We start from the raw sequence: 23,237 nt of genomic DNA on the forward strand, positions 1-23,237 counted from the left end.
TATGGCGTCACTGCGGCGCTCCAAGCGTGAATTCGCGGTGGAATATCTCCAAGTTCAACAGCGCCCATATCAGCTTTTCGTGGTCCGCGGCGCCCTTGACGTGCTCCGAGACAATCCGGTCCAGCTCCTTGGCGCTCAAATAGCTGCGGATAACGGAATGAGAGGAGCAGAGATGGTCGTGCACGTAGTTCCTCATCGACCCGCGAAACCATTCGGCGACAGGGACCTTGAAGCCGATTTTGCGGCGATGGAGAATTCCCTCGGGAAGCATGTCGGCCATGCTGTCGCGCAAGATCTGCTTGCTGTGCCGCCGGCCCAGTCTGTAGCGATCGGGCAACGAGCTGACAAAGGCAACCAGATCGCGGTCGAGGAACGGCATTCTTCCTTCGATTGAACCGGCCATCATCATCCGGTCGCCTCGTTCCAGCAGATTGTCGGGCAACCACGACGTCTGATCGAAAAACAGCACGCGGCGAAGATGGGACGCCTGCGCGCTCGAGGAGAACGGGAAGTCGTTGCGTTCCTTGCGGCAATTGGCGGACGCGCCGACAAGGCGATGGTGCTCGCGTGCTGTCAAAGCTCCAAACCAGGAGATCATCCGGGCGGCAAAATCCCTTTCGCCCGCGCTTCGCGCAAATGTATCGAATTTGGCCGACGCGCCAGGCATGGCGCGTATCAAGGGGGCGAGGAGATTGTCGTGCAGCAGCGCCGGAACAAGTGACCGATAGAGTCCAGCCAGCGACTCCGCGCGATGTTTGGGATAGCCGCCCAGAATCTCGTCTGCTCCTTCCCCAGTGAGCACCATCTTGACGTCCTGCGAGGCCCGCTCCGACATCAGGTAAATTGGAATGTCCGAACTTTGTGAAACAGGCGCCCCCAGATGGCGACTCAACTGGGGCAGGTGGTCAATCAGGTCGTCCGCTTGAATGACCAACTCGCAATGATCAGTCTTGAAGTGATCGGCGACGCGTCGGGCGAATGGGAGCTCACTATAAGCCGGTTCGCTGAACCCGACCGAGAATGTACGAATGGGCTTGTCGCTGTGCCTGGTCATCAGGGCGACGATTGCCGAAGAGTCGAGCCCTCCGGAGAGAAAGGCACCAAAGGGTGCATCGCTGCGCATTCTGATCTCGACGGAATGATCGAGCAGTTCCAGAAATTTTCGTCTGGCGGTTTTTTCGTCGATATCCTCGGTCAGATCCGTTTGATCTGGAGGCGTATAGTAGCGCGTTTCCGTCACTGTGCCTCGCGACCATACAGCATAGCTTCCGGGGTTGAGTTTGCGGATTTGTTTGAAAAGCGTGCGCGGTCCGGGCACGTAACGCCACTTCAGATAGTCGTGCACAGCGCCCAGATCGAGTTGCTGTGCATCCGGCTGCGACGACAATAACGCATTGATCTCAGAGGCAAACGACAGCAATTTCTCGCTTTGCATGAGGTAAAGCGGCTTTTTGCCGAAGGGATCCCGGCCGAGGATCAATTCCTGCCTTTGAGCATCCCAGATCGCAAAAGCAAACATGCCGCTCAATCGATCAAACATGGACAGGCGCCACTGATCATAGGCCCTGAGCAGCACCTCGGTGTCGGAGCGCGTTCGAAAACGATGGCCGAGGCCGATCAGCTCCTGGCGCAGCTCGATGTAGTTGTAGATTTCACCGTTGAAGATGATTCTGAGGCGGCCGTCCTCGATCTGCATGGGCTGATTTGAATCGGCGTTCAGGTCAATAATCGCCAGGCGGCGATGCACCAATGCCAATTGATCTTCGCCGTTGTCCAAGTCCAGGAGCTCGATGCCTTCAGCATCGGGACCGCGATGCCGCAACGCGTTTGACATTCTGGCAGCGCGGTCTTGCGGATTCTTCACTCTCCGCCCGATCCAACCGGCAATTCCACACATCGTCTCTCCCCCGGATACGCGTATTCACGACGCCATTAACACCGAATGTATTAAACACTTGGTGGCGGACAGGCCGGATCGTTAGGAACCGCCAGGGGATTGAAGCCAAAGTTGAACCGCGAAGCGAGGTTACGGCAGGCCCAGCGCCTGCAGCATCTCCGGGTCCGGCACCGCCGGCCCATCGGGCAGGATGAGGGTCATTCCATAGGGATTGGAGAATTCCCAGACGGACCACGGGATCGCGAAGCGTTCGGCCTCCCGGCGCACCGCCGAGAGATAGCGCAGACGGTCGGCATCGGGGGCGCCCATGCGACCGTCCGCGGACATCAGGATGACGCCGAATTCACCCATGAAGAGCCGCCGGCCCGGAATGCCATGTCCCCGGGCCCAATCGAGCGCCTGGCGGAAGCTCGCCTCGAGCTGGCCCTGGCCCCAGTCCTGCGCGAAATATCGGCCGATGGCTTGTTGGGCCGTGGCCATGTTCATCAGCTGCTCGACGGTACTCAAGCCGGCCGCCTCCATGCGGATCTTGAGCAATTCGCTCACCACTTCGGGCGTACTGCGGTTGGCCGGCCACGGAAGGCCCGAGGCAAAGGCGTTTGCCTCGTCAGGCCGCTGGTGCGTGAAACTGTGCGGCTCGTACATATGGAAGCTGTAGTAGAGGTTGGGATCGTCAAAGCTGGGAGTGAGGTTGACCAATCCGGCAATGCTGCCGCCACAGGCTCCGGTCGCAACGATGGTGAGTTCGCTGCTGACCATGCGAATGTCGTGGACCGTGCCGGCCATGATCCGCTGCCAGTCATCGCTTCCGCTGGAATCACAGGGGTAATATGCCGGTTCGTTATACGGTTCGAGGGCGACCTTGTCCGCGCCGATCTTGACCAGCATGGTAGCAACCGCCACGACCATGTCACGATAGTGGGCGACACCCTCGCTGTCGGCGCCGCCATAGATCATCTCCATGCTATAGGCCGGAACCTGAGTGACGCCATGCAGGTCGAAAACCACCTTGAGGCCGGCCGACGTCACCCGCTCGACCGCGGCGGCAAGTATCTCGAGCGCCTGCTGTCGCCTGGCGCCCTCGCTGGCAAGCAGAGGACCGGGGTCGACGCTCAGCCGGATGAAGTCGAAGCCCATCGACCGAATGCGCGCAAATTCGTCGCCGCCCGGCCAATCGGTCAACGGCCTGTGTCCCGCCAGCCATTCCTGCTCACTGCGGTAGGGCGGCCAGCTGTAGGATCCATCTTTACCTACCGGCGACCAGTTGAGCCATTCATGCACGCCAACGCCGCGCTCGAGGCGAATCGGCGCCGCCCCGGCCGCTACTGCCATGGCGAGCAGCCAGGCCAGAACGCACACCACTCTTTTCATCGCCACTCCCCGCATCATGGGTCGAGATATTAACCGCAGATGCGGAAAAGAGGATTGCCGCGGCGCGGCTTTTCGGCAGCATGGTATACGAGGATCCAAACCTTGGCGGAACGCGTATGAGGATCGGCTGGTACATCAACCGACTACGCAGCATGGGGCCGGCCGAGGTGTTGCACAGGCTGGACGAGCAGCGCCGAAGGATCGTTTCGCGGCGCCGTGACGACGGCTGGGAGCGGTATCCTTCACCCCCGTTGCACCAGGTGCTGCGCGGACTGCGCGATGCCGTTCTGGCCGCAACACCGGCGCAGCGGCAAGCCATAGCGGCGGCGGCGCAGAATACGCTTGGCGGCGAATTCTCCGCACTTGGGCAGACATGGCCAAGGCGCAATCGCGATCAACTGTTTGCGCCAGAGCTTTGGCGTCTCGATCCGGTGACCGGCAAGCTTTGGCCAGGCCCCGAGAGCCACACTTTCGATATCGATTTTCGCCATCGCGGCGACCGTGGCGACGTAAAATACGTCTGGGAGATCAACCGGCTGCAACAGTTGCCGCCGCTGGCCGCCCACCTTCTCCTCGCCGGCGACGATCAGGACCGGGCGGCCATCGAAGCGGCGATCGACAGTTGGCATTCCGCCAACCCGCCGTTCCGCGGGATTGGCTGGGCCTCCGGCATCGAAGTGGCGTTGCGGGCCATCAGCCTGATCGTCACACTGGATCTCATCGGCGACCGGCTGGGTGCTGCGACGCGGCAGCGCGCCGGTGAAATACTGGCGGCAAGCGCCTATTGGCTGCCGCGGTTTCCCTCCCGGTTTTCCTCCGCCAACAACCATTTCGTCGCGGAACTGGCCGGCCAGTATCTGATCAGCCTGGCGTTCGGGACCGAATCCGCCGCTGCCCGCAACGCTCTGCTGGCCGAGGTGCACAAGCAAATTCTTGCCGATGGCGCCGGCGCCGAGCAGACCCCGACTTACGCAGCCTTCACGGCTGAACTCATCTCGCTGTGCACTGCCGCAGCACGACAGGCAGGGACGCCGTTTCCACCGGCAGCGGAAGCGCGTCTGGCGGCGTTCGCCGATTTCGTGGCTTGGCTGCCACGGAATGCCATTGGCTTTGGCGATGACGATGAAGGCCGTGTCCTGACACTGGGAGACGAGCCGGGGTATGTCCGATCCGTCGCAGCCGCCATCCATGGCTTGCTGGAGATGCCGGGTATTGTGCCAGAGCCCAACGATTTTCGTTCGCTCTTTTTTGGAGCGCCGACGGCGCTGGCGCCGGCGGCGCAAGGGTTGCAAACATTCGTGCAAGGCGGGCTCTCCATCTGGCGCGGAGAGATGAATGGTCGCAATGTCGAGCTGACATTCGACCACGGCCCGCTTGGCTACCTCTCGATAGCGGCCCACGGCCATGCCGATGCGCTGTCGCTCACACTGTGCATCGATGGCGAGCCGGTGCTGGTCGATCCCGGCACCTGGCTTTACGGTTCGGGCGGTGGCTGGCGCGACTGGTTCCGGTCCACGCCGGCGCACAACACGCTGAACATAGACGGCAAAAGCCAAAGCATCATGACCGGCGCGTTCAACTGGTCGCACAAGGCGGTCGCGACATTGGCGCAGAGCGAGCGGAGACCGCACTGGGAGCTGCGTGCCCGGCATGACGGATACAAGAGCCGCTTCGGCGTCGTGCATCAGCGCACCGTTGCGCAACAGGCGGACGGCATCCTGGTCACCGACCAGCTGCTTGGCGGCCGGCGCATGGCTGAAATCGTCTTCCAGCTCGCCGCCGGCCTCCGCGCCAACCCGGACGAAAACACGGTCACGGTGTTGCGCGGCGAGGAGCCGCTGCTGGCGATCCGCTTTCCGGACGCGGCGGTCGACATCCGCGCCGGCGGCGAGGCGCCGGGGCAGGGCGGCTGGGTCTCACCACGTTTCGGCGCCAGGCAGCCGGCAGAACGCCTCGCCTGGCATGGCGAAGTGGGAGAGGACGGCATCCAGATACACCTCGCCGCGATCGCCCCCTCGCAACGGTAGGACCGGCGTCCGACGCAGGGCCGGCTGACGGGTGTCCAGCCGCATTCGATATTAATTACGTTTGGACATTTAGCGGTTTTGTTAGGGTTGATCTGCTAAGTCTGGCGCAAATAATCCGGCATGCTTTTGCCCGTCGCATCCGCAGAAGCCGCCTGGTTGCAGGCAACATGCGGTGGGTTGGCACTTTTCTTGCTGCGCAGTTCGCCGGATCGCCATCTCACGGACCCAGGGCCACCGCACCGATGTTTTCTGAATTTGTCAGAGCGATTGTCGAAAAGCTCTCCAATATCAATCTGTTGACCCTCGGTCTGCTTTTTTTTACGGCGCTGGGGAGCGCGGTGATCGCTTACTGGCGAACCGTCGAACATAAATCCTTCAGGGACTTTTTCGATTTCGCCTTCCCGGCGGAGGTCATCCTGCATCCGTCGGCGCGAGCGGATGTCCTATTTTGGGTCACGAAAAGGGCGATTATGCCTTTCCTGCTCATCCCTGCCGGCGTTACCTTCGTTACCGCGGTGGGCTATGCGACACATGAGGCAATCGGCTGGCTTTTCGGCATCCAGGCGCCGCTCATCGGCGGCCCGGCCGGGCCGGTGACAATCGTCATCTTCACCGCAACCATGCTGATAGCCTATGATATCTCATACTATCTCTACCATGTCGCCCAGCACCGCTTCCCGTTCCTGTGGGAATTGCACAAGGTGCATCATTCGGCCGAGGTGATGGTGGGGATCACCAAGGACCGGGTTCATCCGCTGGACGATCTGATGAACCGTATGTGGGACGGCGTCATTCCGGGAATCTGCTTCGGCATCTGGAGCCTGATCGCGCTCGATCCGGTGGAGATCGCCATCTTCGGCGTCAATGTCTACGTCATCCGCAACATCCTGATGATGGACTTCGTCCGCCATACGCATCTCAAGATTTCCTTCGGCCCGCTGAACAAAATCATCTTGTGTCCGCATTGGCACCAGGTGCATCACAGCATCGATCCCCGCCATTACGACAAGAATTTCGGCCTGCTTTTCTCGTTCTGGGATCGTCTCTTCGGAACGCAGTTTGTCCCGGATCCGAATGAAGATATGAGATTTGGCCTGATAGATCGCGATGTGCGCGATTATCAATCGCTGTTCGGGCTCTACATCCTGCCGCTCAAGAAGATGGGGAGGCACGTCATCCGGCTGTTCCACAGGCGGCCTAATGTAGTCGCCCAGCCACAGGACAGTTCACCATCATGAACACCTTTGTTTCGATCGATGCCGTGGGCACGGAGCGCCTGGAAATCGTCCGCTCGGCGGATCGCCTGGCTGCGGTCGAGGCCCAGTGGATGCAGCTTTGGCATCGCACCGACGGTCTGATCTTTCAGAGCCATGCCTGGGTTTCGGCGTGGTGGAGCACGGTGGCGGACCGTGACCAGCGCGCGCTGCGCATCGGCCTGGTCTGGAACGGTGACAGGCTGGTTGCCGTTATTCCGCTGGCGATCGGCAAGCGCAAGGGCTTGCGGTTTCTTGAATGGGCGGCCAGCAGCTATACCGATTATGGAGATATTCTGGTTGCTCCGGAATGCTCATTGTCGGCCCTGCAGGACCTATGGGCCCGGCTCTGCGACGCCGGAGGGTTCGATCTCGCCTTTCTCAATCGTCTCTTGCCGGATGCGGCGGCCCGCAAGATCTTCGCCGCGGGCGCTTCCAGCGGCATCAGGCTTCGTCCCAACCACAGGGAGGAAGTCAGTTATCGCGTCGCCGGGCCGTGGAAGACCGGAGCGGCATGGTTCGAGGATCAGTCCAAGAAGACACGCCAGAACTATCGGCGCGGCATCAAGACATTGGAAGAAACCGGAAAAGTGAAATTTCGGCTGCTTGCGCCCGACGAACCGCTGCAGCCGGTACTGGACCGGCTCTCGGTGCTGAAGCGCAGATGGCTGGTGCAGCACTCGCGTGAATCCCAACTTTACGAAGAGGGAACGCCGGTACTCGCCGCACTGGTCGACGTGCTGGCGCGTGCCGGCGTGCTGCGCATTTTCGTACTTGAATGCGATGGCGTCATGGTCGCGGTCTCCATCAACTTCATCCAGCGCCAGGTCATGATGGCGTTCGTGACCACCTTCGATCCGGATTTCAGCCGCGCGTCGCCGGGCATAGTTCTGATCATAGACTACATTCAGTGGTCGATCGATCACGGCTTGGGCATGGTCGATTTCCTCTGCGGCGCAGAGGCCTTCAAAAACAAGTTCGCGACGCAGGCCGTTACCCTGCAATCCGTCCTCGGCACGCGCACGGCGCAGGGCACGCTCGCTTCCGTTGCCGATGGTATCCGTGAAAGGCTAAGGCACGCACGCCAGCGCAAACCGGCGCCCTCGCAGGATGCGGCTTGACCGGCGCTACAGAGACCAGCCTTCAAATCAGCTGCAGGCGCTTCATACTGGCATGGCCTTCTTGCCGATGATGAGGTGATCGTGCACGGAAATGCCGAGCGGTTTGGCCGTCTCGATGATCTGCTTTGTCATCTCGATATCGGCGCGCGAGGGTGCTGGGTCGCCTGACGGATGGTTGTGCATCAAAATGCTACTACCAGAATCAAATATTTATCAAACACTTGTGTGCAAGATCTGGAGAGTTGGGGCCGTTAAACGGAGCGTTTATCGAGTGACCACCCGTAGCAGATAACGAGAGTCGATTTGTCCCAGCGATCCAGCTCGTAACCCGGATTGCTTTGCCGGTCTTGAGGAGCGAGGGCCCAACACACAGCTGCCAGCAACCGATTTGCGGTGCGCGCACTGGAGGTCATCTCGCCGACGTTAGCTATCCTCGGACTGCGGCGTGAGCGTGTCGTTCAGGCCGTCGCCCAGGAGGTTAAAGCCGAGCACGATGGCGATGATCGCCAGTCCCGGCCAGACCGCCATCCACGGCGCCTCGGTCAGGAACTGCCGGGCGATGTCGAGCATGCTGCCCCAGGACGGCGCCGGCGGGCGCTGGCCAAGGCCTAGAAAGGCAAGGCTGGCTTCGGCGAGGACGGCGACCGCCATGGTGATGGTGACCTGAACGACGATTGGCGCCAGCACGTTGGGCAGAACATGCGCCAGGATGATGTTGCGGTCGCGCACGCCAAGCGCCCGCACCGCCGTGATGTAGTCCTCGTTCTTGATCGACAGCACCTGGCCGCGCGTCAGCCTGATGAAGACCGGCATGGCCGAGATGCCGATGGCGATCATCGCGTTCTGCAGGCTTGGCCCGAGAAACGCCGCCAGCGCGATGGCCAGGACCAGGAACGGCACCGCCAGGAGAGCGTCGGTGAAGCGCGATATCACCGCGTCGCCGACGCCGCCGAAATAGCCGGCGACCAGACCGAGCGGCACGCCGATGGAGATGGCGATGGTGACGGCGACGATGCCGGCCGCCAGAGAGGCGCGGGAGCCGAAGATGACGCGCGAGAGCACGTCGCGCCCGAGATCGTCAGTTCCGAACCAGTGCAGGGCCGAGGGCGCCTGCCTGACCCCAAGCCAGTCCGACGCGTTGGGGTCGAAGGGCGCGATGAGAGGGGCGAAAATCGCCACCAGCACAAAGAAGGCGACCAGCGTGCCGCCGATCATGGTGCTCGGATGCGACAAAGCGCGCCGCACGCCGGAGCGACGCGTCCCGCCGCGCGCGGCTGGCCTCGGGGAGGCCTGCCCGCTCACGAGCGCAGCCTCGGGCTCAGGATGACATAGGCGATGTCGGCGATCAGGCTGAGCAGCAGGAAGATCAGCGCCGAGCACATGACCACGGCTTGGACCACGGCATAGTCGCGGCTGAAGACACCGTCGACGATCATCTTGCCGAAACCGGGAATCCCGAACACCTGTTCGGTCAGCACGGCGCCCGACAGGAGTTCGCCGAGGTGCAGCGTGCTGGTCGTGACCACCGGTATCAGGCCGTTGCGCAAGGCATGGCGGGTAACCACGATGCGTTCGCGCAGGCCCTTTGCGCGTGCGGTGCGCACGTAGTCCTGCTTGAGAACGGCGATCATCGAACTGCGTGTATGGCGCATGACGATGGCCGCCGCCGCGGTGCCAAGCACGAGGCTCGGCATCAGGGTGTAGCGCAGATTATCGAGCGGCGACTCGAAGAAACCTACATAGCCGCCGCTCGGAAGCCAGCCGAGCGACACGGCGAACAGGAGGATCAGCATGATGCCGAGCCAGAAGCTCGGGATCGACAGGCCGCCGAGCCCGATGAGGCTGACGATATAGTCGACCGGGGTGCCGCGCCGGATCGCGGCGAAGACGCCCGCCGGAATGCCGATGAGAAGAGCGATGAGCATGGCCTGGAGCGACAGCTGCAGGGTGACAGGCAGTTTCTGCACGATCATCTCTCCGATCGGCAGCCGGGTGCGGATGGACAGGCCGAAATCGCCCTGCAGGACGCTGCCGAGCCACTTGGCGTACTGCACCGGCAGGGGTCGGTCGAGGCCGTATTTGGTGCGCAGGAATTCGATCACCGCAGGATCGGGTTCCTGGCCGGCGAGCGCCAGGGCGGGATCGCCCGGCAACAGCTTCAAGAGACCGAAAACCATGACCGAAACGAGCAGGAGCGTCGGGACCGAGATCAGGATGCGCCGCAGGGTGAAGTTGAGCATATCGGTCTGGAGGGCCCCGCTGTTGTCGGGGCCGCACCCGATCGGGCGATCGGGCGCGGCGGCCGGTTTAGTTGGACCCCGGCTTGACGCCGGTGACGCGCAGGATGCCGTCCGGATAGATCGAGATCCCCTTGACCGAGGCCCGGGCGCCATAGAACCACGTCGGGTGGTACAGGGGAATGGTCGGGCGATCGTTCAGATAGATGTCGGCTGCCTGTTCGTAGAGAGCCTTGCGGGCGTCGGTATCGAGTTCCTTGCGGGCCGCTATCAGCACCTCGTCCAGTTTTGGCGACGAATAGCCGTTCAGGTTCTGGGAGCCGCCCGTGCCGAAGAAGGTGTAGAGTGTCGGGTCCGGATCCGCGCGGCCGCTCCAGTTGCCGATGTAGAGTTCGAAATTGCCGGCAAGGTAGCGCTCGATGGCCGACGACGTCTCAAGCGGAAGCAGATTGACGGTGAAGCCGGCCTCCTGCGCCATCGACTGAATGATCTGCGCAACGCGGCCGTCGGTCAGCGAGTTCTCGTAGGTGATCTCGACGGTCGGGTTCGAGACGCCGGACTCCTCGATAAGCTTCCTGGCCGCATCGACGTCCCGCTCCGGCATTGGGTGCCTGGTGCTGTGGTAGACGCTGGAGGGGGGGATCATCTGGTTGTCGGCGGTGAATTCGCCGTTGAAGGCAACCTTGTTGATGGCGTTGCGGTCGAGCGACAGTTCAAGCGCCTTGCGCAGTTCGGGCTTGTCGGCCAGCACGCCCTTGGCTTCACGGCGGACATTGATGAAGAGGTGCGAAACAGCGAGGCCGGCCGAAGTGTAGAGCGCAAGGTCGGAATTGGAACGGATCGCTTCGAGATCGGTCGGCGCGATGCGCTCGGCGACGTCGAGGTCGCCGGCCTGGATGCGCGACAGTCGCACGGTGGAATCGGGAATGATCTGGTATTCGATCGCGTCGTAGCCGATCTCGCCGGCGTTCCAGTAGCCGGGATACTTCTTGAGGCTGATCTTGTCGCGGGCGCTGCGGCTCTCGAACTGGTAGGGACCGGAACACATGGGATTGGCGGCGAATTCGTCAGTCGAGGTCGCTGCTGACGGCGACACCATCATCCCGGCGCGATCGGTGAGGACCGAGAGCAGCGGCGCAAACGGCGTTTCGAGCTTCAGCACCACCGTCATGGGATCGACGACCTCGACCTGCTTGATGGGGGACAGTTCGGATCGGCGCTTGGATTCCTTAAATGTCTGCATGCGTTCGATATTGGCCTTGACGGCTTCGGCGTCGAACGGCTTGCCGTCATGGAAGGTCACGCCTTCGCGCAACTTCAACGTCAATTCGGTGTTGCTGTCATTCCACGACCACGCGGTCGCCAGTTGCGGCACGATCTCAAGCTTTTCGTTTATGTCGAGCAGCTTGTCGCACAGCGCGTCGAACACGATGCGGCCCGAATAAGTGCCGCCGGTCGCCGGATCCATCGTATCGGGGTCGTCCTGCAGGCCGACGCGCAGCGTCTGAGCGCTTGCCGATGCCATGGAGATCGCCATCAGGCCCGCCAGGACCGTCAGCTTCATCGATACCGTCATGTTGGTTTTCCCTCTGTTGGTTTACGAAATGCGCCACGCAACGTCTCCACCTTGGCAGCCAGCGAAACACACTCGAATTCTTTTGTAAAGTTTGCGAACGAATTAAAGAGGGCCGGAAGTTCAGCGCTTCGAAATCGCCGGCATACGCAGCATATTTGCGACCTTCCGGGTTGACGCGGAAAGATTTGTTGGTTCATTTGTGCGTTACATTGACTAATTGAAACCCGACTTTTCATGACCGACCTATCCTCTCTCGCGACGCCCCGGCAGATCACGCTCCGCACCGTCGTCCGCATCCTGCTCGACGGGGGCGCGGTGTCGCGCGCCGAGCTCGCCAGGCTGACTGGACTGTCCAAGCAGACGATGTCGGAGGTATTCCGCGACCTCGAGGACGGCGGCTGGGTGCAGATGGCCGGCAGGACGCAAGGCGCGGTTGGGCGGAGCGCGGCGACATACGAGGCGCGCGCCGACCGCGCGCTGGTCTTCGGGGCGGATGTCGGCGGAACCAAAATCCAGGCGGCGCTGGCGGACATGCGCGGCAGGATCGTCTCGGAACTGGTCGAGCCGACGGACGCAAGGGGCGGACAGCACGTCATCGAACAGCTGGCGCGCATCAATGGAACGCTGGCCAGCCGCGCCGGCCTGCCGGCAGGCCGGGTGCTGGTCGGCAGCGTCGGCATCCCCGGCGCCTTCGACCTGCGTTCGAAGCGGCTGTTCATGGTGCCCAACATCGCCGGCCTGGAAGGCTCCTTTTTCGCCGAGGACCTGGAAGCCATGGTGAGCTTCGACGTGGCGGTCGGCAACGACGTCAACATGGCCGCCAAGGGCGAGCTGTGGATGGGCGAAGGCAAGGGCATCGATAATTTCGTGTTCATCGCGCTCGGCACGGGGGTGGGCATGGGTATCATCAACGAGCGGCGTATCCTGCGCGGCGCGCGCGGCGCGGCGGGCGAGATCGCGACCCTGCCGGTGGGGGCAAGCGGCTACGATGCCCGCACCTTCCATTCCGGCGTTCTCGAAACGATGATCGGCAGCGCCGCGATCCGTGACCGCTACGAAGGTGCGGGTGGCCAGCCGGGCCTGACCGTGCGCCAGATCATCGACCGCATCGAAGGCGGTGACCGCATCGCCGGCGCCACGCTCGATGAGGTGGCCCGCACGCTGGCCGAAGCGATACTGGCTGTAGCGGCCATCGTCGACCCTGAACGCGTGGTGCTCGGCGGCAGCATCGGCGCGCGAACCGAACTGCTCGACCGCGTGCGGCATTTCCTGCCGCTCTGCATGCCGACGCCCCCCGAGTGCACGATCAGCCGGCTGGGCAGCCGCGCCGCGCTCTACGGCACCATTGCGACCAGCCTCGACCTGCTGCATGAAAGCCTGTTCCAGACCGCAGGCTACGATCTCCTGCCGGGTGTCGACCTAGTGGAGGCGGTGGAATGAGCCCCAACATCCCAACGATCGAGAAACCTCATGCATGACCGCGATTTCATGGTGCCCGGCAAATCGGTGGCCCTCGCCGAGAACGGCATGGCTGCAACCTCGCACCCGCAGGCGACCCTGGCCGCGGTCGAAATCCTTAAGGCCGGCGGCACGGCCGTCGACGCGGCGATCGCCGCGGTCGCGCTGCAATGCGTGATCGACCCGCACATGACCGGCATCGGCGGCGACTGCTTCGCGCTCTACGCGCCGGCCGGCGGCCGGATGGTGTCCTACAACGGATCCGGCCGGTCGCCACGGGCCGCGACCCTGGACGCCTACCTGGTGAAGGGCTGGACGGCGATCCCGGACGATTCCGTGCATGCGGTGACGGTTCCGGGCGCCGTCGACACCTGGTGCAAGCTGAACAGTGAACATGGGCGGCTGGGGCTCGACCGCATCCTGGCGCCGGCGATTGAGGCCGCCGAAAACGGCTTCACGATCCCGCCGCGCGTGGCGCATGACTGGCAGCGCTACGCCAGCCGCGTCGCCGCGCATGCCGACGCCGCCGCGCAATTCCTGCCGGGCGGACAGTCACCGGTGACCGGCGACCGGCTGAGCAACCCGACGCTCGGCAGAACGCTGCGCAGGATCGCCAAGGAGGGCCGCACCGCCTTCTATGAGGGAGACGTGGCCGACGACATGGTGGCAACGCTTAAAGCGCTGGGCGGGCTGCACAGCGCCGACGATTTCGCCTCGTTCGCCTGCGAGGCGACCGAGCCGATCTCGGCCGGCTACCGGGATCACGTACTGATGGAATGCCCGCCCAACGGCCAGGGGCTGGCGGCGTTGATCATGGCCCGGCTGCTCGACGGCTTCGATCTCGCCGACCCGGCGCTGAGCGAGGTCGACCGCATACACCTGCTGGCCGAAGCCACCAAGGAGGCCTATCGACAGCGCGATGCTCTGATCGCCGATCCCGCCGCCATGACCGTCAGCGTCGAGGAGGTGCTGTCCGACGCCAACATTAAGACGCTGCTGTCACGCATCTCCCTCGACAACGCCTCGCAGGCCGCAAGCCCCGACATGCCGATCCACCGCGACACGGTCTATGTCAGCGTCGTCGACCGCGACGGCAACGCGGTTTCGCTGATCAACTCGCTGTTCTTCGCCTTCGGCAGCGGCATCTACGCAAGGAAGGCAGGCGTGCTGATGCAGAACCGCGGCACCGGGTTCTCGCTCGCGCCGGGGCATCCGAACGCCATCGCGCCGGCCAAGCGGCCGTTCCATACGATCATCCCGGCGCTGGTCTGCAAGGACGGCCGCACTGTCTGTTCCCTCGGCGTCATGGGCGGCCAGTACCAGGCGACCGGCCATGCCCATATCCTGTCGCAGGTGCTCGACCGCGGGCTCGACATCCAGGCCGCGTCGGACCAGCCGCGCAGCTTCTTCACCGACGGCGCGATCAGCCTCGAGACGACCATTCCGGAGGCCGTCCGGGCCGGCCTGGAAGCGCGCGGCCACCGCACGCGCTGGGCCGACGAGCCGCTCGGCGGCTGCCAGGCGATCTGGATCGACCATGACCGCGGCGTCCTGTGGGGCGCCTCCGACCACCGCAAGGACGGCATCGCTCTGGGATACTGACGATGGAGACGACCGCTCCCGAAATGACATTGACCGTATCAGTGCAGCACCTGGCGCTGCGGCTGCCGCGCGGGGCCGACCGGGACTATGCCCTGGCCGACCTGAGCTTCGACCTGCCGGCCGGCGAGATCCTGTGCATCGTCGGCGAATCGGGTTCCGGCAAGTCGCTCTGTGCACAGACCCTGATGGGCCTGCTGCCACGCGCCATCAGCGTGGAGCGCGGCGCCGCGCTGTTCGAAGGCATCGACCTGATCAGCGTGGACGCGGCAACGCTGCGCACGTTGCGGGGACGCCGCGTCGGTATGATCTTCCAGGAGCCGATGACCGCGCTCAACCCGTCGATGCGCATCGAGAACCAGATCATGGAAGTTTTCGAGGCGCACGACCTGCTTTCGCCGGCCGAGCGCCGCGCGCGGGCGCTCAACCTGGCGCGTGAGGTGCAACTCCCGGATCCCGAACAAGCGATCAAGGCCTATCCTCACCAGCTGTCGGGCGGCCAGCGGCAGCGCGCCATGATCGCCATGGCGCTGGCGCTCGAACCGGCGCTGCTGATCGCCGACGAACCGACCACGGCGCTCGACGTCACGACGCAAGCGCAGATCCTCAAGCTGATGCGCGAGATTCAGCGGCGGCGGAACATGGCGGTGATCTTTATCACCCACGATTTCGGCGTGGTGTCCGACATTGCCGACCGGGTGCTGGTGCTCGAGAAGGGCATCGTCGTCGAACAGGGAGCGGCGCGGGAGGTGCTCAGCAACCCGCAGCATCCCTACACAAGGGCACTGCTCGCGGCAGTGCCGTCCGGCACGCCGGCGATCCGGCCGGACGATCCGGAACAGCCGGTCGCCCTTGCGGTCACCAATCTCAACAAGTCGTACCGCTCCAAGGCCGGCATGTTCGGTGCGGTCCGCAGCGTGCGTGCGGTGAAGGATGTGAGTTTCGAGATCAGGCGCGGCCGCACGCTCGGGCTGGTGGGCGAGTCGGGTTCGGGAAAATCGACCGTGGCGCGGCTGGTCACGCGCATCAACGAACCGGATTCCGGCGGCATAGAACTCGGCGGTCAGGATTACCGCGCCTTGCGCGGCGAAGAGCTAAGGCAGCAGCGCAGCCGCATCCAGATGGTGTTCCAGGATCCTTTCTCGTCCCTCAATCCGCGCCGCAAGGTGGGCTTGAGCATTGCCGACGGGCCGATCGCGCGCGGCGTGGCGCGGCACGAAGCGCTCGACAATGCGCGCGCGCTGCTCGGACTCGTCGGACTCGACGCGCGCTCGGCGGATCGCCTGCCGCACGAGTTTTCCGGCGGCCAGCGCCAGCGCATCGGCATTGCCCGCGCATTGGCGTTGGAACCCGACGTGCTGGTTGCCGACGAGGCAGTCTCGGCTCTCGACGTCACCGTGCAGGCGCAGGTCCTGAAGCTGCTTGACGAGCTGAAGCGGCGGCTCAACCTCGCGATGCTGTTCATCACGCACGACCTGCACGTCGCCGCGCAGGTCTGCGACGACATCGCGGTGATGAGGTTCGGCGAAATCGTCGAAATGGGACCGACCCGCGACATCTTCCTCAATCCGCAGCACGACTACACCAAACAGTTGCTCGCCGCCATTCCCGGGTCGGTACGCCGGCACTAGTGCGGACCGCAAGGCCTGAACGATTGCTACCGGGCGACTCATCCCGATCGCAGGCCAGTAGGGTCGTTCCCGGGACGATGATTCCTTCAGCGAGCGGCGATTTGCCGATATCTCCGACGTCCAGCAGATTCGTCAAAGGGGTGCAGAGGCGCGAGATCGGCGCTGCATTGTGAGGCGGGAAGGGTGCATGTCTTGCCCCCAACAACGCCCTCGCAGGACGCTAGCTACATTTGCTTCTATCACCCGTCGCACCACAGCTGGGCCGGCCAAAGTTAGATTCGCAAATCCCTGATTTCAGCTGGAAATTGGATCGAAGCGTGACCCGTCGTGAACCACAATGATCGCAGGTGTCGAGCGGGATATTTATGGATCAAAACTCTATGACCAAAATCGCTATATCCATCAAATACTTATGTGCCGATGCATTTGGCAATTGACTTCAGGGCGGTCACACCAGCCTTCAAATCAGCAGCAAGCCCTTCATGCTGGCATGGCCCTTCTTGCCGATGATGAGGTGATCGTGCACGGAAATGCCGAGCGGTTTGGCCGTCTCGATGATCTGCTTTGTCATCTCGATATCGGCCCGCGAGGGTGTCGGGTCGCCTGACGGATGGTTGTGCACCAAGATGATCGCCGTGGCGGAGAGTTCGAGTGCGCGCTTGACCACCTCGCGCGGATAGACCGGCGTGTGGTCGACGGTGCCGACCTGCTGCACCTCGTCGGCGATCAGCGTGTTCTTCTTGTCGAGGAACAGGATGCGGAATTGTTCGCGGTCCTCGAAGGCCATGGCCGAGCGGCAATATTCGAGAAGTTGTGCCCAGGTGGACAGCAGTTCGCGGCCGATGATCTCGCCGCGCGCCATGCGCTGGGCCGTCGCGGCGACGATCTTCAGGTCAAGCGCCACCGCCGGGCCGATGCCCTTGACCTCCTCGAGCCGCGCGGCAGGCGCGCCAAGCACCTCGGCCAGCGTGCCGAAGCGCGCCAGCAGCGCCTTGGCAACGGGCTTGGTGTCGGCGCGCGGGATAAGCCGAAAGAGCAGGAGCTCGAGCAATTCATAGTCGGGAAGGGCGCTGGGACCCGCGGCGGCGAACCGTTGGCGCAAGCGGTCGCGGTGACCGAGATAGTGCGGTTTTTCCTCTGTCGCGGTGATTTTCGCTGGAGGCTCGATCTGCATTTCGGAGAAGAAATTCCGCTCGTCGTCGCTCTTTGTCCCCATAAACCGCCCACATCCCTTGACCGGAAAATCCGGCGCCAGGTGAATACTATGCCGGCAGGCCGGGACGGTCGAGGTTTTTTGGCGACAGCGTGAAGATCTCGCATCCGGTGTCGGTGACGCCGATCGTGTGCTCGTATTGCGCCGACAGCGAGCGGTCGCGCGTCACCGCCGTCCAGCCGTCCGACAGCACTTTCACATGCGGCCGGCCGAGATTGATCATCGGTTCGACGGTGAAGATCATGCCCGGCCGCATCTCGACGCCCTCACTGGCGCTGCCATAGTGCAGGATGTTGGGCGCATCGTGGAAAAGCTGGCCGACGCCATGGCCGCAGAAATCGCGCACCACCGAGCAGCGCTCACCCTCGGCATAGGTCTGGATGGCGGCGCCGATGGCTCCGGTGCGAGCGCCGGGCCTGATTGCGGCGATGCCGCGCATCAGGCATTCATGGGTGACCTCGAGCAGGCGTTCGGCGGCGCGCTTGATGCTGCCCACCGGATACATGCGCGAGGAATCGCCATGCCAGCCGTCGAGGATATAGGTGACGTCGATGTTGACGATGTCGCCCTCCTTCAACGGCTTGTTGTCGGGAATACCGTGGCAGACGACATGATTGATCGAGGTGCAGGACGACTTGGTATAGCCGCGATAATTGAGCGTCGCAGGCAACGCGCCGTGGTCCATGCCGAACTCGAAGACGAAACGGTCTATGGCTTCGGTGGTCACGCCGGGCGCGACCATCGGCACCAGTTCGTCGAGGCAGCGCGCTGTGAGGTCGCAGGCCCTGCGCATGCCGGCAAAACCTTCCTCGCCGTAGAGGCGGATCTGGCCGGTGTTTCTGAGCGGTGCCGTGGCGGCGTCGAGATAGGTGACCATTTTGTCCGTTTGCCGGGTAGGTGGGCTCTCGAAATAAGCCCGCGCGAGAAAAATCCCACCAGATTTGGCACCGGACGGCGCAAGGTTCAAGGACGAACTGCCGGCTAAGGGCGAACGTTCGCGAGATTCGTGCGTTGTGGCCCATATTGCGCCTTCGCCGGCGACAGCCTTTGGTGCGATGCTTTCCTTTTTCGGTTGGACACGATAGGGCGGTGACAGAGTTCGGAGATTTCGCCTCCTGATGGCATCGGGGCGCGCCAGGACGACGCGGTCGCGCCGCTGCGCGGCAAGGCGCAGCCTCTCGAGATTCGCTCCAGCCGGCTGCTACCGGTCAAATTCGTGAGCGGCAATCCGGGCGCGCTTGCGTCGGAATCTGCCTTCTTCCTGCTCAATCAGGTTTCGCCCGTCCAGGCGTCGGCCGTGTATGCATTCGTACCTGCGCCGCAGGCGAGTGCCAACCAGCCCCGCGCGCCGCCTTCCCTCTGAGCTGAGCGGTCTCGGACCGCGCCCAATCCGCCCACTCATGTTTTTCGCGTCGCTAGCCGTGCGGCGGCTGCCGGCCGTCCGCTTCATTTCCGGAGCTCTTTCAATGCAACGTGTCAAGACAGTCAAAACGCTGACGCGCGCGGCCTCGGCCGCTTTGTTCCTCGCCGTGCAGGCGCTTATCTGCATCGGAACCGTTTATTGGGCGATCGCCGAGACGCTCGGCATGGCCGGACCGCGGCGCTGGTCCTCGGCGGCATTTTGCCGTGCCGTCCCTATATGTCATCATCATGGCCGTTCGCATGGCCTATGAGGCGGAAACCGACCTGGCGAACCAATAGACCTTCCGTACGAGCTTCACTGGGTCGGCGTCCGCACTGACGACACATTTTTGGGCGAAAAGCTGATCAAAGCAACTTTTTCCGTGACGAACGGCGTGGCCGCGGCAATGCCGTTCGGGAGAGAAACGAATGGACAGATTGCAATTCGAGGTGCCGGTGCGCATCACGACTGCGCCTGGCCTGCCGGTAGAGGAAATCTACAGCGTCGAACAGGCGCTGGATTTCCTGCAGGACTGGCCGGTCCGCCGGCAAGGCCCGGTCTATCAGGCTGCGTTCAATGCCTGCTTCGGCGCGACGGTCGACCTGGTCAAGACCGAGGATGCCTGTCGGGCGTTCATGACGTTCTGCCGGGTGAGCCGCCTGCTGGCCCGAGACATGATGGTTCGGAGCAAACGGGTTAGCGAGGCGAGGGGGCTTAGAGCCTAGCGCCAGCCGGGTTCCAGGCTTTTCAGGAAGCGGTCGAAGATCGGGTCGAACCGGTCGGGCGAATCCCAGAACGGCGCATGGCCCGATTTGCCGATCAGGTGCTTCTTGCCTTCCCACAGGTTTGAGAACGGGATCGTGTCGACGAAATCGGTGTCGACGAACGGTTCGTCGGCGCCGTTGAGTACGGCGATCGGCGGTGTCTTGCCCAGGATTATCTGGCTCTGATCATTGCCAAAGCCGGCGGCGAACTTGCCGAGCATCAGCGCGCGGGCACGACCATCGGTGCGCGCAACGGCATCGCGGAGCAACTGGTCATAAGGCTCGCCGCAGGTCGAGTGCGCATAGGCATCGATATCCGCCTCGGTGAAGATCTCCTGGCCCGCAAGGTTCATATGCGGGCTGGTCTTGAAACCCTTGCCTAGATCGGCGGCGGCGACCGGCGGCGTGCCGGTGATCATCAGGCCGAGCATGCCGGGATAGCGCTCGATCATCTCCAGCCCGATATGGCCGCCCAGCGACCAGCCGAAGACCGCTGCCTTTTCGATGCCGAGCCCGTTCATGACCTCGGTCATTGCGTCGGCATAGCCAGGCATGGAGTAGCTGCGCTCCGGGTCGACCGCATTGCCGGACTCGCCGTGTCCAGGAAGATCGGCTGCGATCAGATGGTAGGTCGCGCCGATCCTGCCATCGAACTGATTGCGGAAGACGGCGCCCGACGACGAATTGCCGTGGATCATCAGCACCGGCATGCCGGTGCCGCCACTCTCGCGCACGGCGATCGTGCCGTGACTTGTCTCGATCGTCCTGACCGTAGTCGCCATCCCTGTCTCCACTGTCTGCTTTCGCTTGCCCGCTGCATTCCCACGAACTGCCTGGAAATGCATCACACGGTTCCGCGCGTTTAACGAGCAGGCAAATCTGCTTGCCTGCCTATGAAAATATCTTTTCAAATTGGCCTGCCTGTGCATTATTTGTCAATCATCCAACCATCGCCAGGACAAACAGGGGAACAGGGACAATGAAAACAATGTCGATGAAACGCCATTTCAGGCACATCCTGCTTGGAACCGCGCTGGGCGTGATGCTGAGCGCTGCGCCGGCGCTGGCCGATGTGGTGAAGATCGGCCTGCTGGCGCCGCTGACCGGCCCGGCGGCGGCCGACGGACAGGAATTCCAGCGCGGCGCGCAGATGGCGATCGATGAGGCAAATAGCGCGGGCGGCATTGACGGCCATACGTTCGAACTGGTCGTGGGCGACGTGAAGGATCAGTCGGCGGCGAACGTCACCAGCGCGGTCGAGCGCCTGCTCGGCGACCAGGACGTGCATTTCATGCTGACCGGCTATGCCAGCCTGACCAATTTCGAGATCGACAACATGGCCGAGGCGGAGATGCCTTACGTGCTCGCGGCAACGTCGCAGCAGACCAAGGACATCATCGCGCCCGATCCGGAAAAATACGCCTGCTGCTGGTCGCTGACGCCGTCTTTCGATGCCTACAACACCGATGTCACCAGTTTCGTCGAGAAGCTGGCGGCCGAGGGCAAGATCGCGCTGCCCACCAAGAAGGTTGCGATCATCTCGTCCGACAATGCCTATTCGAAGACCATCTCAGAAGGCATGAAGAAGACCTTCAAGGAAAAGGGCTGGACCATCACCGTTGACGAACTCGTGCCCTTCGGCGAAGTGACCGACTGGCGTTCGATCCTGGCCAAGGTGCGCGAGGACGTGCCGGACGTGGTCATCAACACCGACTATCTGCCCGGCAATTCGGCCTCGTTCCTCAACCAGTTCCTGGAGCAGCCGACCAAGAGCCTCGTGTTCCTGCAATATGCGCCGAGCGTTCCGGAATTCGTCGAGCTGACCAAGGAGAAGTCGAACGGGGTCATCTACAATTTGCTCGGCGGCGCGTTGACGACGCCGAAGAACCCGCGCGCCGACGAGGTGGCTGGCAAGTTCAAGGCCAAATATGGCGTGGAAAGCGGCACCTATGGCGTCGGCCTCTACGAGATAGTCCAGGTCTACTTCGATGCAGTGAAAAAGGCCGGCGACCCAAAGGACCACGCTGCTATCATGAAAGCGCTGTCCGAGACCGACAAACAGGTTGCCGAAGGCCGCCTGAAGTTCGATCCGGCGACGCACCTTGCCATGCAGGGCGACGACTACATCCCGATCACCTTCTTCCAGATATGGGACGGCAAGCGCACGCTGATCTCGCCGGCCAAATACGCGACCGGCGAGTTCCAGGCGCAGCCCTGGATGAAATAGCGGCATGCCGCTGCTCGAAGTCGAGGGCGTATCGAAGGCGTTCGGATCGCTGAAGGCGGTCGACCAAGTTTCCTTCGCCGTCGAGGCGGGGGAGATATTCGGCATCGCCGGACCGAACGGTAGTGGCAAGAGCACGCTGTTTAATGTCATCACCGGCATACCGTTCGGCCCCGACAAAGGCCGGATACGGTTCGACGGCACAGACATCCAGGGGCGGTCCGGCAATGCCATTGCACGGCTCGGCCTTCTCAGGACGTTCCAGCGTGAGACCAGCTTCGACGGGCTGACCGTGTTCGAGAACGCGCTGATCGGCGCCGGCTATGGCAAACCCGGGCGAGGGGCGGCCGAGGCGCGGAGCCGCGCCGTCGAGGCGCTGGAGTTCGTCGGCCTTTCGAGCCCGGCCTTCGGGCGCCTCGCTGGCGAATTGTCGGTGTTCGACCGCAAATGCCTGATGCTGGCAACGGCCATCGCCACGGAACCGCGCATGCTTCTGCTCGACGAGCCGGCATCGAGCCTGACCAAGCCGGAGATCGAAATCTCGATCGGGTTGATCCGGCGGACGGCCGAGCGCGGCATCACCGTGGTGCTGATCGAACATGTGCTGACCTTCCTGATGAGCCTGTCGCAGCATCTTCTGGTGCTGAACCAGGGCCGGGTGCTGGCCGCGGGCGAACCCAAGAGCGTGATCGCCGATCCGCGCGTGGTGGAAGCCTATCTCGGCACGAGGAGGTCGGCGGCGTGAGCGCAAACCCGATCCTGAGCGTCGAGGCGGTGACATCAGGTTATGGCCGCGTGACCGTCCTGCACGACATGACGCTGGAAGCCGGCCGCTTCGGCAATGTCGGGCTGTTCGGCCCGAACGGTCACGGCAAGACGACGCTGCTCCGGACCATTTCCGGCCTGGTCGCGCCGAAATCCGGCCGTGTCGCCTTCGACGGCAAGGACATTACCGGCTTGAGTGCGCGCGCCATCGTAGCCACTGGCCTGATCCATGTGCCGCAAGGCAACAAGCTGTTCCCGGATCTGACGATCGGCGACTGCATGGCGCTTGGCGCCTATTCGCCACGGGCACGGCCGCACGAGGCCGAGAACCGCGAAAAGGTGGTGAAGCTGTTCCCCAAGCTTGCCGAGCGCTGGCGGCAAAGGGTGCGCACGCTTTCCGGCGGCGAGCGCCAGATGGTGTCGATCGGCACGGCGCTGATGAGCCATCCGCGCCTGCTGATCCTTGACGAGCCGACCCTTGGACTGGCGCCGAAAATCAAGGACGAACTCTGCGCCGCCGTCATGGACATATCGAAGGGGGGCGTGCCGCTGGTCGTCGTCGAACAGGACATCGAGTTCCTCCTCGAGCTCAGCCGGCAGCTCTTTCTTGTCGATCACGGAGCGGTCAAGACCGAGATCCGGCCGGGCGAGAGCCTCGAGCACGGTGAAGTCATGGCCATGTATTTCGGACATTGAAAG

The 23,237-nt window shown here is 63.1% G+C and carries 19 protein-coding genes and 1 pseudogene; 11 read left to right on the plus strand and 9 right to left on the minus strand.

Going from position 1 to position 23,237, the window contains the following annotated elements:
- Positions 1-7: 7 nt before the first annotated feature.
- Both asnB and AC0L2H_RS12380 read right to left on the minus strand, forming a co-directional pair.
- Positions 8-1,897, minus strand: coding sequence for an asparagine synthase (glutamine-hydrolyzing) (gene asnB / locus AC0L2H_RS12375; RefSeq protein WP_473590483.1), 1,890 nt, complete (start codon positions 1,895-1,897; stop codon positions 8-10).
- Positions 1,898-2,026: 129 nt separating this feature from the next.
- Positions 2,027-3,268: a glycoside hydrolase family 5 protein gene (locus tag AC0L2H_RS12380; RefSeq protein ID WP_473590484.1), complete on the minus strand. Its 1,242-nt coding sequence runs from the start codon at positions 3,266-3,268 to the stop codon at positions 2,027-2,029.
- Positions 3,269-3,384: 116 nt separating this feature from the next.
- Here AC0L2H_RS12380 and AC0L2H_RS12385 point away from each other — a divergent pair, with 116 nt between their 5' ends.
- From AC0L2H_RS12385 to AC0L2H_RS12395, 3 genes are all read left to right on the plus strand, one after another.
- Entirely contained in the window at positions 3,385-5,295 is a 1,911-nt protein-coding gene (locus AC0L2H_RS12385) for a heparinase II/III family protein (protein WP_473590485.1), read from the plus strand.
- A gap of 242 nt (positions 5,296-5,537) precedes the next feature.
- Complete coding sequence (locus AC0L2H_RS12390) at positions 5,538-6,533, plus strand: sterol desaturase family protein (RefSeq protein ID WP_473590486.1); 996 nt, start codon at positions 5,538-5,540, stop codon at positions 6,531-6,533.
- Positions 6,530-7,669 carry a GNAT family N-acetyltransferase gene (locus tag AC0L2H_RS12395; protein ID WP_473590487.1) on the plus strand — a complete coding sequence of 380 codons (1,140 nt, stop codon included), beginning with the start codon at positions 6,530-6,532 and terminating at the stop codon, positions 7,667-7,669. Before AC0L2H_RS12390 ends, AC0L2H_RS12395 begins: the two co-directional genes overlap by 4 nt.
- 22 nt (positions 7,670-7,691) lie before the next feature.
- Here the strand turns inward: AC0L2H_RS12395 and AC0L2H_RS12400 are convergent.
- The 4 genes and pseudogenes from AC0L2H_RS12400 to AC0L2H_RS12415 form a co-directional block, all read right to left on the minus strand.
- Positions 7,692-7,870, minus strand: a pseudogene (locus AC0L2H_RS12400) (JAB domain-containing protein); the annotation flags it as partial.
- Positions 7,871-8,092: 222 nt separating this feature from the next.
- The gene (locus tag AC0L2H_RS12405) at positions 8,093-8,971 is read right to left on the minus strand and encodes an ABC transporter permease (RefSeq protein ID WP_473590488.1); all 879 of its coding nucleotides are present in this window, start codon (positions 8,969-8,971) and stop codon (positions 8,093-8,095) included.
- Positions 8,968-9,909, minus strand: a complete 942-nt coding sequence (locus AC0L2H_RS12410) for an ABC transporter permease (RefSeq protein ID WP_473590489.1) — start codon at positions 9,907-9,909, stop codon at positions 8,968-8,970. Before AC0L2H_RS12410 ends, AC0L2H_RS12405 begins: the two co-directional genes overlap by 4 nt.
- A gap of 67 nt (positions 9,910-9,976) precedes the next feature.
- Positions 9,977-11,482 (minus strand): ABC transporter substrate-binding protein, encoded by a 1,506-nt coding sequence (locus AC0L2H_RS12415; protein ID WP_473590490.1) that lies wholly within the window; start codon positions 11,480-11,482, stop codon positions 9,977-9,979.
- A gap of 234 nt (positions 11,483-11,716) precedes the next feature.
- Here AC0L2H_RS12415 and AC0L2H_RS12420 point away from each other — a divergent pair, with 234 nt between their 5' ends.
- From AC0L2H_RS12420 to AC0L2H_RS12430, 3 genes are read left to right on the plus strand one after another with little or no spacing between them, the layout of a single operon-like run.
- Positions 11,717-12,922 (plus strand): ROK family transcriptional regulator, encoded by a 1,206-nt coding sequence (locus AC0L2H_RS12420; RefSeq protein WP_473590491.1) that lies wholly within the window; start codon positions 11,717-11,719, stop codon positions 12,920-12,922.
- A 30-nt stretch (positions 12,923-12,952) separates the two neighbouring features.
- Positions 12,953-14,542 carry a gamma-glutamyltransferase gene (gene ggt / locus AC0L2H_RS12425; RefSeq protein WP_473590492.1) on the plus strand — a complete coding sequence of 530 codons (1,590 nt, stop codon included), beginning with the start codon at positions 12,953-12,955 and terminating at the stop codon, positions 14,540-14,542.
- 2 nt (positions 14,543-14,544) lie between these two features.
- On the plus strand, positions 14,545-16,170 hold the full coding sequence (locus AC0L2H_RS12430) for an ABC transporter ATP-binding protein (RefSeq protein WP_473590493.1): 1,626 nt from the start codon (positions 14,545-14,547) through the stop codon (positions 16,168-16,170).
- Between the two features lie 460 nt (positions 16,171-16,630).
- On the opposite strand, the gene radC is transcribed toward AC0L2H_RS12430, so the two are convergent.
- Positions 16,631-17,386: a RadC family protein gene (gene radC, locus AC0L2H_RS12435; RefSeq protein ID WP_473590494.1), complete on the minus strand. Its 756-nt coding sequence runs from the start codon at positions 17,384-17,386 to the stop codon at positions 16,631-16,633.
- A gap of 46 nt (positions 17,387-17,432) precedes the next feature.
- Positions 17,433-18,260, minus strand: coding sequence for a type I methionyl aminopeptidase (gene map, locus AC0L2H_RS12440; RefSeq protein WP_473590495.1), 828 nt, complete (start codon positions 18,258-18,260; stop codon positions 17,433-17,435).
- 589 nt (positions 18,261-18,849) lie between these two features.
- Here map and AC0L2H_RS12445 point away from each other — a divergent pair.
- Both AC0L2H_RS12445 and AC0L2H_RS12450 read left to right on the plus strand, forming a co-directional pair.
- On the plus strand, positions 18,850-19,056 hold the full coding sequence (locus AC0L2H_RS12445; protein ID WP_473590496.1) for a hypothetical protein: 207 nt from the start codon (positions 18,850-18,852) through the stop codon (positions 19,054-19,056).
- A 157-nt stretch (positions 19,057-19,213) separates the two neighbouring features.
- Positions 19,214-19,510 (plus strand): DUF982 domain-containing protein, encoded by a 297-nt coding sequence (locus AC0L2H_RS12450; protein WP_473590497.1) that lies wholly within the window; start codon positions 19,214-19,216, stop codon positions 19,508-19,510.
- Here the strand turns inward: AC0L2H_RS12450 and AC0L2H_RS12455 are convergent.
- Positions 19,507-20,331: an alpha/beta fold hydrolase gene (locus AC0L2H_RS12455; RefSeq protein WP_473590498.1), complete on the minus strand. Its 825-nt coding sequence runs from the start codon at positions 20,329-20,331 to the stop codon at positions 19,507-19,509. The two genes, AC0L2H_RS12450 and AC0L2H_RS12455, sit on opposite strands and share 4 nt — an antisense overlap.
- 206 nt (positions 20,332-20,537) lie before the next feature.
- On the opposite strand from AC0L2H_RS12455, the gene AC0L2H_RS12460 reads away from it, so the two are divergent.
- From AC0L2H_RS12460 to AC0L2H_RS12470, 3 genes are read left to right on the plus strand one after another with little or no spacing between them, the layout of a single operon-like run.
- Positions 20,538-21,776 carry an ABC transporter substrate-binding protein gene (locus AC0L2H_RS12460; protein ID WP_473590499.1) on the plus strand — a complete coding sequence of 413 codons (1,239 nt, stop codon included), beginning with the start codon at positions 20,538-20,540 and terminating at the stop codon, positions 21,774-21,776.
- A 4-nt stretch (positions 21,777-21,780) separates the two neighbouring features.
- On the plus strand, positions 21,781-22,518 hold the full coding sequence (locus tag AC0L2H_RS12465) for an ABC transporter ATP-binding protein (protein ID WP_473590500.1): 738 nt from the start codon (positions 21,781-21,783) through the stop codon (positions 22,516-22,518).
- Positions 22,515-23,234, plus strand: a complete 720-nt coding sequence (locus AC0L2H_RS12470) for an ABC transporter ATP-binding protein (protein ID WP_473590501.1) — start codon at positions 22,515-22,517, stop codon at positions 23,232-23,234. The genes AC0L2H_RS12465 and AC0L2H_RS12470 overlap by 4 nt, the downstream gene beginning before the upstream one ends.
- The last annotated feature ends 3 nt before the right edge of the window (positions 23,235-23,237 follow it).

It is taken from the genome of Mesorhizobium sp. WSM4871 (assembly GCF_055811295.1).

Coding starts and splice junctions, on each gene's coding strand:
- asnB (WP_473590483.1), bottom strand. CDS start 1,897: ATGTGTGGAATTGCCGGTTGGATCGGGCGGAGAGTGAAGAATCCGCAA.
- AC0L2H_RS12380 (WP_473590484.1), bottom strand. CDS start 3,268: ATGAAAAGAGTGGTGTGCGTTCTGGCCTGGCTGCTCGCCATGGCAGTA.
- AC0L2H_RS12385 (WP_473590485.1), top strand. CDS start 3,385: ATGAGGATCGGCTGGTACATCAACCGACTACGCAGCATGGGGCCGGCC.
- AC0L2H_RS12390 (WP_473590486.1), top strand. CDS start 5,538: ATGTTTTCTGAATTTGTCAGAGCGATTGTCGAAAAGCTCTCCAATATC.
- AC0L2H_RS12395 (WP_473590487.1), top strand. CDS start 6,530: ATGAACACCTTTGTTTCGATCGATGCCGTGGGCACGGAGCGCCTGGAA.
- AC0L2H_RS12410 (WP_473590489.1), bottom strand. CDS start 9,909: ATGCTCAACTTCACCCTGCGGCGCATCCTGATCTCGGTCCCGACGCTC.
- AC0L2H_RS12415 (WP_473590490.1), bottom strand. CDS start 11,482: ATGACGGTATCGATGAAGCTGACGGTCCTGGCGGGCCTGATGGCGATC.
- AC0L2H_RS12420 (WP_473590491.1), top strand. CDS start 11,717: ATGACCGACCTATCCTCTCTCGCGACGCCCCGGCAGATCACGCTCCGC.
- ggt (WP_473590492.1), top strand. CDS start 12,953: ATGCATGACCGCGATTTCATGGTGCCCGGCAAATCGGTGGCCCTCGCC.
- AC0L2H_RS12430 (WP_473590493.1), top strand. CDS start 14,545: ATGGAGACGACCGCTCCCGAAATGACATTGACCGTATCAGTGCAGCAC.
- radC (WP_473590494.1), bottom strand. CDS start 17,386: ATGGGGACAAAGAGCGACGACGAGCGGAATTTCTTCTCCGAAATGCAG.
- map (WP_473590495.1), bottom strand. CDS start 18,260: ATGGTCACCTATCTCGACGCCGCCACGGCACCGCTCAGAAACACCGGC.
- AC0L2H_RS12445 (WP_473590496.1), top strand. CDS start 18,850: ATGCAACGTGTCAAGACAGTCAAAACGCTGACGCGCGCGGCCTCGGCC.
- AC0L2H_RS12450 (WP_473590497.1), top strand. CDS start 19,214: ATGGACAGATTGCAATTCGAGGTGCCGGTGCGCATCACGACTGCGCCT.
- AC0L2H_RS12455 (WP_473590498.1), bottom strand. CDS start 20,331: ATGGCGACTACGGTCAGGACGATCGAGACAAGTCACGGCACGATCGCC.
- AC0L2H_RS12460 (WP_473590499.1), top strand. CDS start 20,538: ATGTCGATGAAACGCCATTTCAGGCACATCCTGCTTGGAACCGCGCTG.
- AC0L2H_RS12465 (WP_473590500.1), top strand. CDS start 21,781: ATGCCGCTGCTCGAAGTCGAGGGCGTATCGAAGGCGTTCGGATCGCTG.